The sequence below is a fragment of the Acinetobacter sp. LT1 genome (genome assembly GCF_059800965.1).
Window position 1 is genome coordinate 179,634 of the sequence record NZ_JBBAXE010000004.1, and the last position, 15,363, is coordinate 194,996.

General features: G+C 39.8%; 12 protein-coding genes. 7 read left to right on the top strand and 5 right to left on the bottom strand.

The features are described 5' to 3' along the window. The first annotated feature begins 66 nt into the window (after positions 1-66). Positions 67-1,167, top strand: a complete 1,101-nt coding sequence (locus WBW42_RS05435; protein WP_498478500.1) for an HPP family protein — start codon at positions 67-69, stop codon at positions 1,165-1,167. 63 nt (positions 1,168-1,230) lie between these two features. On the opposite strand, the gene WBW42_RS05440 is transcribed toward WBW42_RS05435, so the two are convergent. Then, positions 1,231-1,485, bottom strand: a complete 255-nt coding sequence (locus tag WBW42_RS05440; protein WP_002116779.1) for a PspC domain-containing protein — start codon at positions 1,483-1,485, stop codon at positions 1,231-1,233. A gap of 248 nt (positions 1,486-1,733) precedes the next feature. Here WBW42_RS05440 and WBW42_RS05445 point away from each other — a divergent pair, with 248 nt between their 5' ends. Continuing rightward, the gene (locus tag WBW42_RS05445) at positions 1,734-2,381 is read left to right on the top strand and encodes a hypothetical protein (RefSeq protein ID WP_078224980.1); all 648 of its coding nucleotides are present in this window, start codon (positions 1,734-1,736) and stop codon (positions 2,379-2,381) included. Positions 2,382-2,450: 69 nt separating this feature from the next. Here the strand turns inward: WBW42_RS05445 and WBW42_RS05450 are convergent, their stop codons facing one another. Continuing rightward, positions 2,451-4,274, bottom strand: a complete 1,824-nt coding sequence (locus tag WBW42_RS05450; RefSeq protein ID WP_002116803.1) for an acyl-CoA dehydrogenase C-terminal domain-containing protein — start codon at positions 4,272-4,274, stop codon at positions 2,451-2,453. A gap of 257 nt (positions 4,275-4,531) precedes the next feature. Between WBW42_RS05450 and WBW42_RS05455 the strand changes: the two genes are divergently transcribed. After that, entirely contained in the window at positions 4,532-6,874 is a 2,343-nt protein-coding gene (locus tag WBW42_RS05455) for a hypothetical protein (protein WP_032057355.1), read from the top strand. Between the two features lie 47 nt (positions 6,875-6,921). Here the strand turns inward: WBW42_RS05455 and aroE are convergent, their stop codons facing one another. The 3 genes from aroE to ribA all read right to left on the bottom strand — a co-directional run bounded on the left by aroE (position 6,922) and on the right by ribA (position 9,571). Beyond that, the gene (gene aroE / locus WBW42_RS05460) at positions 6,922-7,710 is read right to left on the bottom strand and encodes a shikimate dehydrogenase (RefSeq protein WP_017387003.1); all 789 of its coding nucleotides are present in this window, start codon (positions 7,708-7,710) and stop codon (positions 6,922-6,924) included. Positions 7,711-7,889: 179 nt separating this feature from the next. Then, positions 7,890-8,840 (bottom strand): oxygen-dependent coproporphyrinogen oxidase, encoded by a 951-nt coding sequence (gene hemF, locus WBW42_RS05465; protein WP_032057357.1) that lies wholly within the window; start codon positions 8,838-8,840, stop codon positions 7,890-7,892. A gap of 128 nt (positions 8,841-8,968) precedes the next feature. Beyond that, positions 8,969-9,571, bottom strand: coding sequence for a GTP cyclohydrolase II (ribA, locus tag WBW42_RS05470; RefSeq protein ID WP_002116908.1), 603 nt, complete (start codon positions 9,569-9,571; stop codon positions 8,969-8,971). A 303-nt stretch (positions 9,572-9,874) separates the two neighbouring features. On the opposite strand from ribA, the gene dxs reads away from it, so the two are divergent. The 4 genes from dxs to WBW42_RS05490 all read left to right on the top strand — a co-directional run bounded on the left by dxs (position 9,875) and on the right by WBW42_RS05490 (position 15,315). After that, the gene (dxs, locus tag WBW42_RS05475) at positions 9,875-11,779 is read left to right on the top strand and encodes a 1-deoxy-D-xylulose-5-phosphate synthase (protein ID WP_002117085.1); all 1,905 of its coding nucleotides are present in this window, start codon (positions 9,875-9,877) and stop codon (positions 11,777-11,779) included. A gap of 121 nt (positions 11,780-11,900) precedes the next feature. Beyond that, a complete protein-coding gene (locus tag WBW42_RS05480; RefSeq protein ID WP_002117045.1) occupies positions 11,901-12,731 on the top strand; it encodes an inositol monophosphatase family protein in 831 nt (276 codons plus the stop codon). Positions 12,732-13,136: 405 nt separating this feature from the next. Then, positions 13,137-14,999, top strand: a complete 1,863-nt coding sequence (locus tag WBW42_RS05485) for a DEAD/DEAH box helicase (RefSeq protein ID WP_016143582.1) — start codon at positions 13,137-13,139, stop codon at positions 14,997-14,999. Positions 15,000-15,105: 106 nt separating this feature from the next. After that, on the top strand, positions 15,106-15,315 hold the full coding sequence (locus WBW42_RS05490; RefSeq protein WP_025465417.1) for a hypothetical protein: 210 nt from the start codon (positions 15,106-15,108) through the stop codon (positions 15,313-15,315). Positions 15,316-15,363 lie beyond the last annotated feature (48 nt).

Sequence of the window (15,363 nt, forward strand, 5' to 3'; positions counted from 1 at the left end):
CTTTATGTGGCTTTGGGCGTATACTTTTGCCCGTTATAAATGACGGCATATCCCCTAAGGTGTACTGTGAGTGTTATACAGCGAGAATGGTTACAGATTTTAAAGCCAAATTTTAAGGTTTTACCCTTAAAAGAACGGTTACTTTGCGGTATTGGAGCGTTGTGTGGTTTAGCAATTTCCTCCTTAATTAGCTGGTATGTTCTCGGTGGAATTAATGCATGGTACATCGCCCCAATGGGTGCCTCATCTGTTCTTCTTTTTGCTGTGCCGACTAGTCCCTTAGCTCAACCATGGAATGTAATTGTTGGTAATACCTTAGCCGGCATAATTGGCGTTGCCTGTGCACAGTGGATTCCTGATTTAACCACGGCTTTTAGTGTGGCTGTGGGTTTTGCTATATTTTTAATGATGACCACCGACTCTTTGCACCCACCGAGTGGTGCAGTCGCAATTACGGCTGTGTTGGGCGGTGCTGCAATTCATAAATTAGGCTTTTATTTTATTTTTTATCCAGTTTTACTCAACTCGTTACTTCTACTTGGGGTTGCTGTTTTCTTTAATCGATTGATTGGGCGACATTATCCAGTGACTGCTCATTTAAATGAGCGAAGTAAGGACCCAACGCCAACTCAAAAAGTATCAATTCAGCCGAAAGATATTGAGTATGCATTAGGCCATCACACTGAACTTTTAGATATTAGCCAATACGACTTAGAAAAAATCATTTTAGAAGCTCAGGAGCATGCCAATGAGCGTATGGTAAATCAATATATCTGTCAGGATATTATGAGCCGTGATGTGATTAAACTACATGAAGATGATGATATTCATCAGGCACTCGATAAGTTTAAACAAGTGAACTTAATGAGCCTACCTGTAGTAAATGCAGAAAACCATTTGGTCGGAACTTTAGCGTTATATGAAGTCGTAGAGTGGTTTAAAGGTGCAGCCCACCCGAGGAATTCTTGGCAGCATTATGTAAAACAAATTATGAGCCGTCGAGTGGTTACCGTACTGCCAACTCAACCTATTCAAGATTTAGTGCCATACTTTGTTGAAAAGTCTTTTAATTACATTCCTGTTGTTGAAGATCGTAAGCTTATAGGAATGATTAGCCGTGCAGATATGATTGCTGCATTACAGCAACAGTTAAATCGAAAGTTATAATTTTTAGAATAAAAAAAGCTACGGTTGATTAGGGGATGCAACCGTAGCGACCAAAGTTATGAATTAACGTACTTGTTCTTCATTTACTGTTCGGACGGATTGTCGATAGCCTTCAATATGTTCTGGCTGTTTTTTCGGAATCACTAACCATAAAACCAGATAAACTAAAATTCCTGGAAAGGCAGCACTCATAATTGAGATCAAAACAAAAATGACACGTAGTAAAGTTACGTTCCAACCAAAACGTTCAGCAATACCACCCATTACACCGGCGATCATGCTGTGTCGGTTCGAGCGATATAAACCAGAACTGGCCATCTAATTCTCCTTAAAGATAAAAGTTACAAGAAGCTATTGCTCTTGCTTAATAAAAATATGGAGATGAAATAACGGGTTTAAAGTCCTTTAAAAAGTAAAATAGTTAAAATATGTAAAGGATTGAAAGGAACGAAACCAACATCTACTAAAATGCACCTTTTCAGGGCTTAAGAGTTTAAAGCGGCAATCAGCTAATACTTGATTTGAAGTGTAAATAGAGCTGTTGCTGTTATCTGTGAATAATGTATATGTCTTTGAAGTGGTCTCGTTTTTCAGTTAAGCATGTGGTTGTAGTGGCTGCGATGTGCATGACACTGAGTGCTTGCGATATAAACCATACCAATTCAAAAGATCACTCGACTACAAGTTCTAGTTCTAATCATGAAGAAAACTTAATAAAAAGTAGTACATCTATAAAAACATTGGATTATGTCGCTGGACGAACTTTCTTACCTGAAGATACCTCAGATCAAACCCAAAAATTAAACGCAGCCTCATTGCAATATGTAGGGCGATATCATACTCGTATTTCATGCGAGGATGCTTTTGCTGATTGTGAATCAGGCGAAGCAGAGTACATTTTAAATTTATTACCAAATGGGTCGGCTTATTGGAATGTTGTTCATTTTGGTCGTGTGGGAAGTAAAGACGGGGCTAAAAGTGCCGCTGTAAATCAATTATGTCCTACTCTAAATTGGAAAGTGGATGAAAAAGAGCGTGAGTTAACGATTCAATGTCCATTATCTAAAGTTAATTTTTATTTTAATATTGATTCAAATAAAAGATTGGTCACAAATTTAGAAAAATTACTTTATAGCGACTATGGAAAAAATCGTGAATTTTTAGAGCAAAACTATTTTGTTCCAAATCGGGCTTATGTTTTAACTAAAGAATAGATATCCGATAAATATAAAAAAGAGCGCAATATTAAATTGCGCTCTTTTTATTTTATGACTTAAAAATCATTAGTAGTCGAAGCTAAAGTGTTCAACTGGTAATGATGTTAATGTGCGAGATGTAGTCACCATTGATTCTGCATGACCTTGAGCGCGTGGCAATAAACGGTCAAAGTAGAAATCAGCAACTTTGATTTTTGCTTTATAGAACTCAGCAGTTTCTTGGCCGTTACCTGCTTCTAATTTTTCAGAAGCAACCACAGCTTGTTGAGCCCAGAAATAAGCCATCATCACGTAGCCTGAGAACATCAAGAAATCTACAGAAGCAGAAGATACGATGTCGCGGTCTTTACGTGCAGCAAGCATGATACGAACTGTTAAAGTGTTCCATTGAGCACAAAGCTTAGTTAAGTCCCATGCAAAACGACGTAAATATTTATTACGTGCATGTGCAGCACAGAATTTTAAGATTTCAGCAGTGTATTCACGAACTACTTTACCTTTTGAACTTAACAACACTTTACGACCAATCAAGTCGAGTGCTTGAACACCAGTTGTTCCTTCATACAAGGTCGCAATACGTGCATCACGTGCGATTTGCTCCATACCCCATTCTTTAATGTAGCCATGGCCACCGTAAACTTGCATACCATGGTTAGCAGCTTCTAAACCAAGTTCAGTTAAGAAACCTTTTAAAATTGGTGTATAGAAACCAAGTTTATCATCGTAGTCTTCAAAAGCAGCTTGGTCGCCACGTGCTAAAGCGTCTGTCATTTTGTCAGCGATTTGAGCAGCGTAATAAATCATAGAGCGACCGCCTTCAGCGATTGCTTTTTGAGTTAATAACATACGGCGTACGTCTGCATGGTGAATGATTGCATCAGCAACTTTATCTGGATCTTTTTTACCAGAAAGCGCACGCATTGACATACGATCTTTGGCATATGGTAATGCGCCTTGGAAAGATAACTCAGCGTGTGCAATACCTTGAACAGCAGTACCAATACGTGCTGTATTCATGAAGGTAAACATTGCATGTAGGCCTTTGTTCACTTCACCGATTAAATAACCAGTTGCATTATCAAAGTTGAGTACCGCAGTTGCAGATGCGCGGATCCCCATTTTGTGTTCGATTGAACCACAAGCGACTGTATTACGCTCACCAACACCGCCATCAGCTGTAGGCATGAATTTTGGTACGATGAATAATGATATACCGCGAGTACCAGCAGGTGCATCCGGAAGGCGTGCAAGTACGATGTGAATGATGTTTTCAGTTAAATCATGTTCACCGGCAGAAATGAAGATTTTTGTACCGGTGATTTTGTAACTACCGTCTGCTTGAGGTTCAGCTTTAGTTTTTACCTGACCTAAGTCTGTACCACATTGAGGTTCGGTTAAGCACATTGTGCCGCTCCAAGTGCCTTCAACAAGCTTAGGCATATATGTTTGTTTTTGCTCATCAGTACCGAATTGCAAAATAGTGTTCATACAACCAGAACTTAAACCTGGGTACATGGTAAATGACCAGTTTGCAGTACCCATCATTTCTGATTTAATCAGGTTTAAAGACATTGGAAGGCCTTGACCACCAAATTCTTCTGGGTAAGAAAGACCTTGCCAACCGCCCATTACGAATTGGTCATAAGCTTCTTTAAAGCCTTTAGGAGTAGTTACTTCGCCGTTGTCAAAATGGCAACCTTCTTCATCACCAGATTGGTTAAGTGGCGACAATACGTTTTCACAATAATCTGCCGCACCTTCAAGAATCATATCAACAGTATCTGGATCTGCATTTTCACCATTTGATAAAGTTTTATAGTGAGCAGGGTAATCTAGTACTTCATTCATTAAGAAGCGGATATCGTGTAGCGGGGCTTTATATGCTGGCATGGCTTTAATCCTAATTTTGAATCATTGTGGGATTATCTGTATCGATGATTTGATTATTCACTCACATGATAAAAATACAATGTTAATCGCACCCGAAAGAAATGTCAGAAAAGCGAATTTTGTCGAAAATAAATACACCTGAAATTATAATTTCTGCTACATTCAGGACTTATACTTTTATGTGAAAAAACAACTAATTTTCTTATTTTTAGCAAGTTTTGTTAAAAAGATAAAGCGATAAGGTTTTAAAAAAGGTTATGCATTTAAAATATCTCAGTTTATGTTTATTTAGTTTGGGTTTGACCGCTTGTGCGCAGCATAACCTACGTCCATCGGTAGCATCTACTCAGTTAGATCAAAAAGTCATTCAGGGTATGAATGCAATATATGAATACCCAAGCTATGACTATCGTGGGCATTTTAAAGTTAGTGTTGATCCAAATCAGTCAAAAAAAATAAATAATGTAGAAAAAACAGTGCAGCTAGATGCTGCAGTGCAAAAAAAAGTAGATCAATATTTACGTGAACAAAAAATTAATTTGAATAAAAAACAGAAGCAGGCCCTGTATGCCGCAATTGCAAATGAGCAAGCGGATTCAGGCATTTCTGGTGAATCACGCTCAGAAAAAGTAAACGCCGTATTAATTAATTTATTAAATGATCTTCAATTTAGTTACGATGGTTCGGTTCATTATCGTCAAAAAATGGGGTCTTTAAACCTTACAGCAAGGTATGAAAAGCCGACACTTTTGGTACAGGCAAAATTGCCAATGGTACTTGATCTGAAGGATTATAAATTTTACGTTAACTATTTCGGATTAATGCCTTATCTGGTCAATAAAGATAATCAAAATAATTTAGCGTATGTCGATTTTTCAAAGTATAAAAATCTGTTTACGAATGTCGATATGCAGAAATTCGTTGAATATGCGAAAGCTTCTGGCGCTGTATCTTATCGTTTGGCTGAACTACAAAATTTACAGCGTTTATCAGTTAGTGACGCTGAGCGTAAAGCGGGAATTGTAGAAAAAATTCGTTTAAAAGATACGGTTGAAGCGTTATTGCTACAATCAGAGCTCTATAGTCAGGTCAATGCTAAATATTTGCAAAAAAATGTTTTTGGTTTTGATGAAGAAAAGATTGCCGAAACTATAGCAACTGAATTAGCTGCTTCGGAAGCGAAGAGTAAAGAGGGTAATGCTGATGGGCAGAAAGTTTCTTCAGAAGATGCAGCAGCAGTTAGCCAGCAACTTTATTCACTTATTAATGCTCATTTCGGTAATGCTTTAGATTCTGAATATGGTGATGAAGACCGATCAAGTGCAGCTCAAGCTGGGGCAGCCGAAGAGGATGCTTCTGATACGGCCCAAGCCGAAGATGTTGCTGTAGCAGATGCTGAAGAAGTCACACAAGATGAAGAAGTGGCTTCACTTACAGAAGATCAGTGTGTCGAATTACAGTCTCAAAAAAGTTCCGTTGCCTTAGGTGATATTAATTACTGTCAAATTTACGGTATTGATGTGCTTGATCGGAGTGCTGTAAATACCGAAAAAACTCAGATTAAAGCTCGTCAAGCTGCCTTGAAACAAACTTTTGCTGCTTATGATCAAAACCAGTTTGTTGATGATGAGGCATTCAAGGCTCTATGGATCAAGCATAAGGCAGAAATTGAACAAGCTTTACCAAAACAAAGAAATCCGGTTGCGATTGATGTCGGACTGGATGAAAAGGGCCGTTTAGTCAACGCGGATTATGATATTGCGTATACACCAGCTGAATTTAACCATCGCTTTAATATTAAAGCAGACATGCAAATTCTCAATTATGGTAAAGCGACCCCAATTAATCAGCAGCAGCTTAAACAAGCTAAATCAGTTGCAGAGGCAAGCAAAGGTTCTTTATTTGAAAACTTCGTAAAAGGATTTAGTGAAAAACTTGGGCAGAGTGATGTTTCTGAGCATCCAGTTGGTGCACATAGCGATGTACAAGATTTAGATTCGAGTCTAGCGCTGTTGGCTAACCAAACTTATGATGCAACACATGCTTATGACAAAACATATAAGGCTGTGTTTATTGCAAAATTGACTGCCGAAAAACCGTCATATATTAATTATTATTCAGTTCAACAGTTGCAAGAAATTGCCGAGGTTTATGCTTATTGGTTCTCTGAAGAGGAAATTTATAACCCTCAAGGTAAAGCTTTAGAACGTATTGAGGCATTGCAGAAAAAGCATCATCTTGAGCAAGAAGACCAATTTGATAATGACTTAGGCCGAGCTGTGGACCATATTGTGATCACAACAATACAAGGTGAAGCTGGGCGTGAAGCATGGCAAAAACTACAGAAACAATATAAGCAACCTGAACAGCTTTTCTCAAAACAGTATCAATTAGAGTTTGAAAAACAAAATGGTAGTTCTGATGAAGAAAAACATTTGTTGTCAGAAACAGCTGATATTTTAGGTAAAGTTTATGTCGCTGCTCGCAAACAGCAACTTACGGAAAAAACAATTCAGAAGTTAAAACCTGAACATAATGAATTTATTGATTATGAGATTTTCCGAGATGTTTATAAGCAGATGGTTACAGCTAAAAAATAATAGATGAAATAAAAAAGAACCTACTTCGTGTAGGTTCTTTTTTTGACTTATAGAAAATCTTTTAATTCTGGCTTTACGCCATTCCAGATATAGAAGGCTTCAATGGCTTGGCCAACTAGCATGCCAAAACCTTCTGCATAAGGCACATTGCGTTGTTTAGCTTGATCAAGAAAGCTAGATGGCTTGCCATAGGCCATCTCAAAGGCATATTTGAACTCTAGACTTTCAGGTAGTTGTAATGCATCACCAGACAGGCTTGCAGAAGTTGCATTAATTACAATATCAAATTTCCCTTCTAACTCATTTAGAGAAATTGCTTGTAATTGAGCTTGAGGAACTGCCGCTTTTAGGTCATCTACAAGTTGTTCAGCACGAGCAAGAGTTCGGTTTGCAATCACAATCTTTTTAGCACCAGCCTGAACAAGCGGGTAAATAACACCACGAGTTGCACCACCAGCCCCTAAAATTAAAATAGCTGTATTTTCTAAGTTCCAATCTAAAGCTTGAATTGCGGCAACTAAGCCTTGGCCATCTGTATTGTCACCATGCAATTTGCCATCTTCCATCCAAAGTGTATTTACAGCTTTGGCAATTTGAGCACGTTCAGTCAGCACATCACACAAAGCAAATGCCTGTTCTTTAAACGGCACGGTAACGTTCATGCCACTCCCACCATTTTCAAAGAAACTACGCATACTCGGCTCAAAATCATCAAGAGGGGCAAGACGTTTTTGGTAGTCTAGGTCAATACCTGTTTTTTGAGCGAAAGCATGATGCAATTCAGGAGAGCGTGATTGTTCGATTGGGTTGCCAATTACTGCAAACTGTTTGGTCATTCTTATATCCAAAATTTTAAAATGGCATGAGGCAGATAAAGTCTGTACTGAATTTTCAGCAGGCCTCACTATAAGCCAAATTTTAATAAGAAAAAATATTTGAATGAGATTCAGAAAATTGAAAATAAAAAAGGAGATTCTTTAGGGTGGAAGCCAAAGAATCTCCAAAAAGCAAAAAATTAAGCGACTTTTTCTTTTAGGTTTAACCAGTCACGAGGTTTTAAGTAATAGTCGGTTAAACGTTTCTCTGGTGAGTCTTCATCCCATTCTGGACGATATGACCAAGCTGCAAGATTAGGCAGGCTGACTAAAATAGATTCGATACGTCCACCTGTTTGTAAGCCAAACAATGTTCCGCGGTCATACACTAAGTTATATTCGACATAGCGACCACGACGGTAAAGCTGGAACTCTCGTTGAGCTTCGGTATAAGGCTGTTCACGGTGTTTTTCAAAAATTGGCAGAATGGCATTTAAATAACCATTCCCTACAGCTTGAATATATTTAAAGCAGGTTTCGAAATCCCAGCAATTTAAATCATCAAAGAATAAACCACCGACACCACGCTGTTCATCTCGATGTTTTAGATAGAAATAGTCATCACACCATTTTTTATGTTCAGCGTAGACCTTGTCGCCAAAAGGCTGGCATAGGTCATGTGCGACTTGATGCCAATCGATAACATCCTGTTCATCTGGATAGAACGGTGTTAAGTCAAAACCACCACCAAACCACCAAATTGGGTCTTGTCCTTCACGTTCTGCAACGAATAAACGTACATTGGCATGAGAAGTTGGAATATTTGGGTTTTTAGGGTGAATCACTAATGACACACCAAGCGCTTGTGCTTTAGCACCAGCAATTTGAGGATGTCTTTCTGTAGCAGAAGCGGGCAGTTTACTAATGTTGATGTGAGAAAACATCACACCACCTTTTTCAATCACGGTGCCATTTTGTAAAACTCGTGAACGACCGCCACCACCTTCTGGACGTTCCCAATCATCAATAATAAATTCACTCGTACCACCGCCAGCTTTTTCTTGTTGTTCTAAACCAGTACAAATACGAGCTTGTAAATCGAGGAGAAATTCGCGGACACGTTGAATATCTGTTGAAGTCGGATGTTGCATAGTGACCCTCAAAGATGATTGAGATAGGAGATAGATACATCAAAACACAAAACCATAAAAAAAGTAAGGGATTTTTAAGAAATGTCTTAAAAATCCCTTCCAATTATTTTTAAATTTATAATTTTGTTTTAGAAATCATCTTTTTGATAAAGGTGATCCATACGTTCCCGTTTAGTTTTCAAATATTGTTCATTAAAAGGGTTACGTCCAACCGTTAATGGAACACGACCAACCACATTAATACCTTGATCCTTGAGTGCCTGAATTTTCAAAGGATTGTTAGTAATTAACTTAACTTCTTTTACTTTTAAATGATCAAGCATAATGCTACACATGTCATAACGGCGTGCATCAGCTGGCAAATTTAAAAGTAAATTTGCATCTACCGTGTCATGACCTTGATCTTGTAAGGCATACGCACGAATTTTATTTGTAAGCCCAATACCACGTCCTTCTTGACGTAAATATAAAATAACGCCTTGACCTGCTTCGTTAATGAGCTTTTGAGTTGCCTGTAATTGAGGGCCGCAGTCACATTTTAATGACGCAAAAGCATCACCTGTTAAGCATTCTGAATGAACACGTACTAAAACAGGGCCTGTGGGTGGATTTTCTAACCCTTTAGAAAGTGCCACATGTTCTTCACCTGATACTGGATCTTGAAACACAGAAATATTGAATTCACCAAAAGCGGTCGGGAGTTTTGATGTTGCAATGAACTCTATAGGCACAGATTAACTCATCTTTTAACCGAAAACGGTTTAAAGTATAGCGTAATGCTGGGAGATTGGTCGAATTGTCATAATCATTTTGAGCACTAAGGTTTTCTTTTTTGTATAAAGAAGACGATAATAGTTGATAAATAGTCAGATTATTCAGGATAATCTGCCAACCATACCCATACTGTATGAGAGACTGCTTTGCATGACCTCGTTCGCAAATGTGGCTGATTGAAGGTGACTTCATTCGATTGTATGATCGACCCATTTTGACCCAGCTTAGGATTTGCCAGGCTTATAAAGGCTTTGCCACATATGTTGTATACCGAAATTCCAACTCAACGCCCTGTTACGCCATTGTTAGATGCAATTGATCATCCTCAACAATTACGTCAGCTCGAGCATAGCCAATTGGTTCAAGTGGCTGATGAGTTGCGTCAATATATTTTATATGCAGCAGGCCAGAGTGGTGGCCATTTCGGTGCTAACCTCGGCGTGGTTGAGCTGACGGTTGCGCTGCATTATTGCTTTAATACTCCAAATGACCGATTAGTTTGGGATGTAGGACATCAGGCGTATCCACACAAAGTCTTGACTGGTCGCCGTGAGCAAATGACAACAATCCGTGCTAAGAACGGTTTAGCAGCATTTCCAGCTAGAGAAGAATCAGTTTTTGATACTTTTGGTGTAGGGCATTCATCAACTGCAATTTCAGCAGGTTTAGGAATGTCTTTAGCACGTCGCTATCAAAATGACCCATGTGAAGTCGTTTGTATTGTGGGTGATGGCGCAATGACAGCAGGTATGGCATTTGAAGCCATGAACGATGCTGTGGCACACGATGCCGATTTAATTGTTGTACTTAATGACAATGACATGTCGATTTCTTGCAGTACAGGTGGTTTTGCTAAGCATTTAGCTGCAATTTGGGAAAAAGGCCATTTAGTTAATGTCGATGAACATGGCGAGGCGTATGTACAGCCACATCCGAAATGGACGTACAACTCTCGTTTACATCAATCGGCAACAGATGCGGCCGATAATTTATTTAAAGCGATTGGTTTTGATTACTTCGGTCCTTTCGACGGACATGATGTAAATCAACTCGTTCAAGTATTTAATGCTTTGAAAAAACGTAAAGGTCCACGCTTAGTCCACGTCTATACTAAAAAAGGTAAAGGTTTTACTCCGGCAGAAGCTGACCCAATTACCTATCATGCAATTGGCAAAATTAATGCGACTTCAGCAGGTAAAACACCGCCAAAATATTCTGATGTATTTGGTCAATGGTTGTGTGACGAAGCTGCACAGGATGAACGTTTATTAGCGATTACCCCGGCCATGTGTGAAGGCTCGGGCATGGTTAAGTTTGCTAAAGAATTTCCAAAACGTTTCTTCGATGTTGCAATTGCCGAACAGCATGCAGTAACACTTGCAGCGGGAATGGCGTGTGAAGGTTTAAAACCTGTTGTTGCGATTTATTCAACATTTTTGCAACGTGGTTATGATCAACTTATTCATGATGTCGCATTACAAAATCTTGATGTAACTTTCGGGATTGATCGTGCTGGTTTGGTGGGTGAAGATGGACCAACTCACGCAGGTGCATATGACTATGCATATATGCGTACAGTTCCGAACATGGTCATCATGGCACCAAAAGATGAAAATGAATGCCGTCAAATGCTACATACCGCTTATGCTTATAATGGACCAGCAGCAGTACGTTATCCTCGCGGTGCTGGGGTAGGCGTTGAAATTCAGCAAGAGCTAACTGCTATTGAGTTAGGTAAGGCAGAAGTAGTTGCTGAAATTAAATCTGCTTGTGATGAGCAGATTACGATTTTAGCGTTTGGTAGTCGCGTTATGGTTGCCATAGAAGCTGCTGAGCAGTTTGCACAAAAACATGATGTTGGTGTGCGTGTTGTAAATATGCGTTTTGTGAAACCACTTGATGAAAAAATTATTCGTGATTTGGCTGAACATACACAATTATTTGTAACTGTTGAAGAACACGCAATTATGGGTGGTGCAGGCAGTGCAGTAAATGAGTTCATGGCACAAGAACAAATTGTTAAACCTATCATTAATTTAGGTCTGCCAGATTTGTTCTTGCAGCAAGCGTCACATGGTCAAATGCTGCAAGACTGTGGGCTAGATGCTAAAGGTATTTTGAGCTCAATTGAACGAGCTTGGCTTAAGCTAAATCAAGTGGTTTAAGCCTTTAATAAAATTTTTGAAACATTTTTTCCCATAAAGCGCATTCATTTGCTAAAATGTATGCGCTTTTATGCATTATTCTTTGTCAAAATCTTCAAATTTGTATTGTAGTGGGTGTTCAATGGAACCTATGGTGGTTATGGCTGCGCGTGCGGCTCAAACAGTTGGTCAAGAGCTTTTAAAAGCGCATCAAAATCGTCATAAACTCGATTTGCAAGTTGAAGAGAAAGGCATTGATGGCCCAGTAACACGTGTAGATCGTTATTTGGAACAATTGACGATTGATACATTACGTAAAAGTTATAAAAACCATAGCTTCTTAGGTGAAGAGTTCGGTTTGCAAGAAGGCAAAGGCCACGATGCAGACTGGTGCTGGGTAATCGACCCGCTTGATGGCACGCAAAACTTTATTAATGGTTTCCCTCATTTCTGTATTTCTATTGCAGTTCAGCATAAAGGCGTTACTCAACACGGCGTAATCTACGACCCAGTACGTGACGAATTATTCTCTGCAAGTCGCGGTCGCGGTGCAGTTATGAACCAACGCCGTATCCGTGTAAATGTAAAAGATACTTTAGAAAATACATTCTTGGCAGTAGGCCATCCTTACCGTGCTAAACGTGCTGGTGAGATCGTATCTTATGCAGAACAACACTTTGCTTCGTTATTAGCTGTGACTCAAGCAGGCGCACAAATTCGTCGTGGTGGTTCAGCTGCTCTAGATTTAGCATATGTTGCTGCTGGTCGTTTTGATGGTTTCTTTGAACTTGGTTTAAAACCATGGGATATCGCTGCTGGTGAGCTTATTATTAAAGAAGCGGGCGGTGTAGTGGTTGACGCACGTGGTGGTAATGAGTCTCTTGAAAACGGTCAAGTGCTTGCAAGTTCACTCAAAATGCTAAAACCTTTAATGCAAACTGTAGTTCCAGCTTGGGGTCAAGCTGCAAAATAATTTAATTATTAATAAATAAAACCCTCTATTATCAGAGGGTTTTATTTTTTAAGTAATTGGTAAATTTTAGTTAGTTCAATAAATATGAAGAAAGTTGATTAAAACACATGACTTTTAATTTCTTTCTGCTATAATCCGCCCACGCACTTAAATTTCCGTTCATTACCTGAACATTCTGTTCTATTCATTGTAAGCGCACGCTGTCCATAGAGAGGACCATTTCTTGCGCCCCGATCGCTCAGCGATTCTTCAGGTTCGGCCGTAATCAAGCGTGCGTTTAGTCCACATCGTCGTTACTCGGATTGCTGCTGAAAAAACGTTTCAGCTAACTTTGCTTTGCCGCTTTGTGCCGATGTCTATTTTGTATTTATTAAAAATGGAGCACCCACTAGGGTGAAACTCTCTATGAGCAAAACTTTTGCCGAATTTTCTTTGCATGAAACCTTACAACAAGCGCTTGAAGGTTTAGGTTTTACTACCCCGACTCCTGTGCAAGAACAATCTATTCCTGCAGCTTTAGAAGGAAAAGACCTTCTAGTATCTAGCCAGACTGGTTCTGGTAAAACTGCGGCATTTTTATTACCGACATTACATAATTTAGCTGGTCAAGAAACTTTTGTTCCGTTCAAAGAACGTATGAAAGCTGTGACCCAACCTAACATTTTAGTTTTATGCCCAACACGTGAATTGGCTCAACAAGTTAGCCAAGATGCGATTGCTTTCGTACGTCACATGAAAGGTGTTCGTATTGCTGCAATCATGGGTGGTATGCCTTTTGGTAAGCAAATCCAACAGCTTAAAGGCGCGCAAGTTATTGTTGCGACTCCAGGTCGTTTATTAGATTTAGTAAACCGTCGTCAATTAAAGTTAGATAAAGTTGAAGCTTTAATCGTTGACGAAGCTGACCGCATGTTAGATCTCGGCTTCTCTGAAGATTTAGAAGCGATCAGCGATTTAGCTGGTAACCGTCGTCAAACATTAATGTTCTCTGCAACTTTCGCTGACCGTATTATTCGTCTTGCTGAACGCATGATGAATGAACCTGAGCGTATTGCAATTGAAACAGGTCACAGTACAAACACTGACATCACCCAAACTTTACACTGGACTGATGGTTTCGAACACAAGAAGAAACTTCTGACTCACTGGTTGGCTGATGAAACTCTTGATCAAGCGGTTGTATTCGCGAGCACTCAAGAAGATACAGATATGTTGGCTGAAGAACTTGCAGAAGCAGGTCACTCTGTAGTTGCACTTCACGGTGCAATGCCACAAACAGTTCGTAACCGTCGTTTACGTAGTATTCGTGAAGGTCGTGCAAAAATCTTGGTAGCGACAGACGTTGCTGCACGTGGTCTTGATGTACCGACAATTTCTCACGTAATTAACTTCGGTTTACCAATGAAACACGAAGACTATGTACACCGTATTGGTCGTACAGGTCGTGCTGGTCGTACAGGTCAAGCAATTACTTTAGCGACTTATCGTGAACGCGGTAAAATCCGTGCGCTTGAAGACTATTTAGATGCACGTTTAAGTGTTTCTGAAATTGAAGGCTTAGAGCCATCTCCACCTCCTGCTCGTTCAGGTCGTGATGGCGGTGGTCGTGGTCGTGGCGGCAACGGTGGTCGTGATGGTCGTCGTGGTGGCGGTTTTGGCGGTGGTCGTCGTTTTGAAGGCGAAAGCAACTTCAAACGCCGTGAAGGTGGTCGTGATGACCGTCCACGTCGTAGCTTTGATGACAAACCACGTGGTGAACGTCCATTCGGTGGTGAAGATCGTCCACGTCGTGAGTTCAATTCAGATCGCCCACGTCGTGAAGGTGGTTTTGAAGATCGTCCACGTCGTGAGTTCAACTCAGATCGTCCGCGTCGTGAAGGTGGGTTCAACGATAAACCGCGTTTTGACTCAAATGATGACAACCGTGGTAACCGCGTAGATTACAAACCACGTCGTGAAAATGGTTTTGGTGATCGTCCAAAACGTAGTTTCGGTGGCGAAGATCGTCCACGTCGTAGTTTTGATGACAAACCTCGTGGCGAGCGTCCATCATTTGGTGGCGAAGATCGTCCACGTCGTGAGTTCAACTCAGATCGTCCACGTCGCGAAGGTGGTTTTAACGATAAACCGCGTCGTAGCTTTGATGATAAACCACGTGGTGAGCGTCCAGCGTTTGGTGGCGAAGATCGTCCAAAACGTAGCTTCGGTGGTGAAGATCGTCCACGTCGTAGCTTTGATGACAAACCGCGTCGTAAATTCGACCGTTAATCAATAGTTTGTTTAAAGAAAGGCCGGTAGAAATACTGGCCTTTCTTATTTTTCAGTTTTGTTATAAAATAACAAAGTGTGAATTAGTTCAATTTTTTATTAAATAATGAGTAGAAGTAAACGAAAAGAAACAATAATGGCACAGTTGAAGAACTTATTAGTTCAGCACGGCTTGCCTTATCTTTTTATTGCACTTGTTTTGTGTAATGGGGTTTATTTTGCCTATGCTTTTATAACTGGAAGTTCTATTGAGCAGTTTCAAATTTCTGAATTAACCTCTTTTTACGAACATACCTCTTCTATTTCTACCAACTAAGTTAGCTTTGCTTTTGTCAAAATAACAACAAGTTTGCCAATTTTCAGT

Excerpts from the sequence above, each read along its gene's own strand:
- WBW42_RS05440 (WP_002116779.1), bottom strand. The coding sequence starts at position 1,485 with ATGGCCAGTTCTGGTTTATATCGCTCGAACCGACACAGCATGATCGCC.
- WBW42_RS05445 (WP_078224980.1), top strand. The coding sequence starts at position 1,734 with ATGTCTTTGAAGTGGTCTCGTTTTTCAGTTAAGCATGTGGTTGTAGTG.
- WBW42_RS05450 (WP_002116803.1), bottom strand. The coding sequence starts at position 4,274 with ATGCCAGCATATAAAGCCCCGCTACACGATATCCGCTTCTTAATGAAT.
- WBW42_RS05455 (WP_032057355.1), top strand. The coding sequence starts at position 4,532 with ATGCATTTAAAATATCTCAGTTTATGTTTATTTAGTTTGGGTTTGACC.
- aroE (WP_017387003.1), bottom strand. The coding sequence starts at position 7,710 with ATGACCAAACAGTTTGCAGTAATTGGCAACCCAATCGAACAATCACGC.
- hemF (WP_032057357.1), bottom strand. The coding sequence starts at position 8,840 with ATGCAACATCCGACTTCAACAGATATTCAACGTGTCCGCGAATTTCTC.
- dxs (WP_002117085.1), top strand. The coding sequence starts at position 9,875 with ATGTTGTATACCGAAATTCCAACTCAACGCCCTGTTACGCCATTGTTA.
- WBW42_RS05480 (WP_002117045.1), top strand. The coding sequence starts at position 11,901 with ATGGAACCTATGGTGGTTATGGCTGCGCGTGCGGCTCAAACAGTTGGT.
- WBW42_RS05485 (WP_016143582.1), top strand. The coding sequence starts at position 13,137 with ATGAGCAAAACTTTTGCCGAATTTTCTTTGCATGAAACCTTACAACAA.
- WBW42_RS05490 (WP_025465417.1), top strand. The coding sequence starts at position 15,106 with ATGAGTAGAAGTAAACGAAAAGAAACAATAATGGCACAGTTGAAGAAC.